Source organism: Mycobacterium sp. TH-M106 (genome assembly GCF_057473765.1).
Genome location: NZ_JBYCLE010000578.1, coordinates 1 through 1,823, shown reverse-complemented (window position 1 = coordinate 1,823; position 1,823 = coordinate 1). Strand labels below are relative to the sequence as shown.

2 protein-coding genes are annotated in these 1,823 nt (G+C 71.0%); both read right to left on the bottom strand.

The window, feature by feature from the left end; translation table 11 throughout:
• Positions 1-493: glycogen/starch synthase (locus AC2VOP_RS19655; RefSeq protein WP_486962523.1), on the bottom strand; the 493-nt coding region annotated here is incomplete at its 3' end.
• A partial coding sequence (locus AC2VOP_RS19650) for a 1,4-alpha-glucan branching protein domain-containing protein (RefSeq protein WP_486962522.1) occupies positions 490-1,823 on the bottom strand: 1,334 nt, incomplete at its 5' end. The genes AC2VOP_RS19650 and AC2VOP_RS19655, both read right to left, overlap by 4 nt.

Genomic DNA, 1,823 nt, shown 5'->3' with positions numbered 1-1,823 from the left:
CCAGCCAGGATTCGATCGCGTGCACCTGACGACTCAGCCGGCCGGAAACCCAGCCGGAATGTCGTCCGGCTTCGGTGGCGTGCATCGTGGAGACCAGTGGCACATCGTAGAATTCGGCTAGCGCAATCGCCGGATGGGCTACCAGCCAGTCGTGGGCATGGACCACCTCGGGTCGCCAAGTCTGCTGGCCGCCATGGGTTCTCAGGGACAGCCCGGCGCGGACCATGGCATGGCCCATCGCCAGTGTCCAGGCCATCATGTCGGCGCCGAAGGAGAACTCGTGCGGATCCTGTGCGGCGGCGACCACCCGAACCCCCTCGCTGACTTGATCCGACGACGGGTGCGTGCTCGGGTCGGTGTCGGAGGGGCGCCGGGAGAGCACGACGACGTCGTGGCCGGCTGCAGCCAGCGCGGTGGACAGATGGTGGACATGCCGGCCAAGACCGCCGACCACCACCGGCGGGTATTCCCACGACACCATCAGGATCTTCATCGGGGCAGCCTCCGGGCGTCCAGGGCGCCGAACAGGCCGTCGGCGCGGTTCCAGCCGTCGGCCAGCCGCTGTGCGACCTCGGGGCGACCCGATGCCAGTGCGGCGCCGATCTCCCGGGTGGCGTGCGCATGCAGGTGTGCGCGGTACCGGGCGTAGTCGGCGGCAGAATCCTTGCTCACCATAAACGGCCAGTCGCTGGAGACTGTCAGCAGCGTCTCCCGCAGCATCTGGTCGGCGACCCGATCGCGGGGAGTGGGCCCGCCCGGCGCGGCGGCCTGCGCCAGCGCCTTGTCGACGACAGCGAGCGCGGTGTCGACCACCTCGGTGTTGAGCTGCACCAGGTCGGCCACTTTCGGGCCGGTCCACACCTGCCAGTCTTTGCCGGAACCCCAAGAGCTCGGCGGTAATTCGACCGCATCGCCGACGAACCCTGCGGTGATGGCGTCGGACAGCGTGCCGATGCGCACCCCGGCCCGCGGCAGTGCCCGCAGCACCTGCTCCAGCCACAGCGGCCCCTCGTACCACCAGTGCCCGAACAGCTCGGTGTCGAAAGCGGCGATCACATGGGCCGGCCGGCCGATCCGCTCGGACTCGGCAGCGAGCCGGGACCGGACCAGCGCGACGAAGTCGGCGACATCGGCGTCGACGGCCTCCGCAGCACGCCGCGGGTCGTAGGGCGCCTTGTCCTCCGGTGCCACGTGGCGCCCGGTGACCCGGGCGGGTTTGAGGCCGGTGCGGTGGTCGTAGGTATGAAAATCGCGGTAGGAGCTATGTCCTGGATAGCCCGACTTCGGTGACCACACCCGGTAGCTGACGGTCAGATCGCGCCCGAACGCGATCACGTCGGTGTCGCCGACCGGGCGGCCCAGTGCGGTGTCGCCGTGCAGCGACGGGCCGTCGACCAGGAAATGCGACACCCCGGCGGCGGCGTAGTCGTGCTCCAGGCCGGGGCCGTAGGCGCACTCCGGCGCCCAGATTCCGGCCGGGGTGTGCGCCAGCCGCTGCCGCGCGTCGGCCAGCCCTTCCCGCAGCGCGAACTCCCGTAGCCGAGGCGTCAGCAGCGGCTGGAACGGGTGGGCCAGCGGACCGCCGAGCAGTTCGACCGTGCCGGCGTCGACCAGCCCGCGCAGCAGCGGGCTGGCACCGTGGCGCCAGCGGGCGGTGAAGTCTTCCAACGCTTCCTCGGCGACGGCGCACTCGCGGGCCCCGAGGGCTCTCGACGCCGGCAGGCTAGCCGCCTCGGTGGCGCGCAGCTGCCAGTTCGCCAGCCAGTGGTGCATGCCGTCCAGGCAGTACGGGTCGTCGAGCTGCGCGGCGACCACCGGGGTGA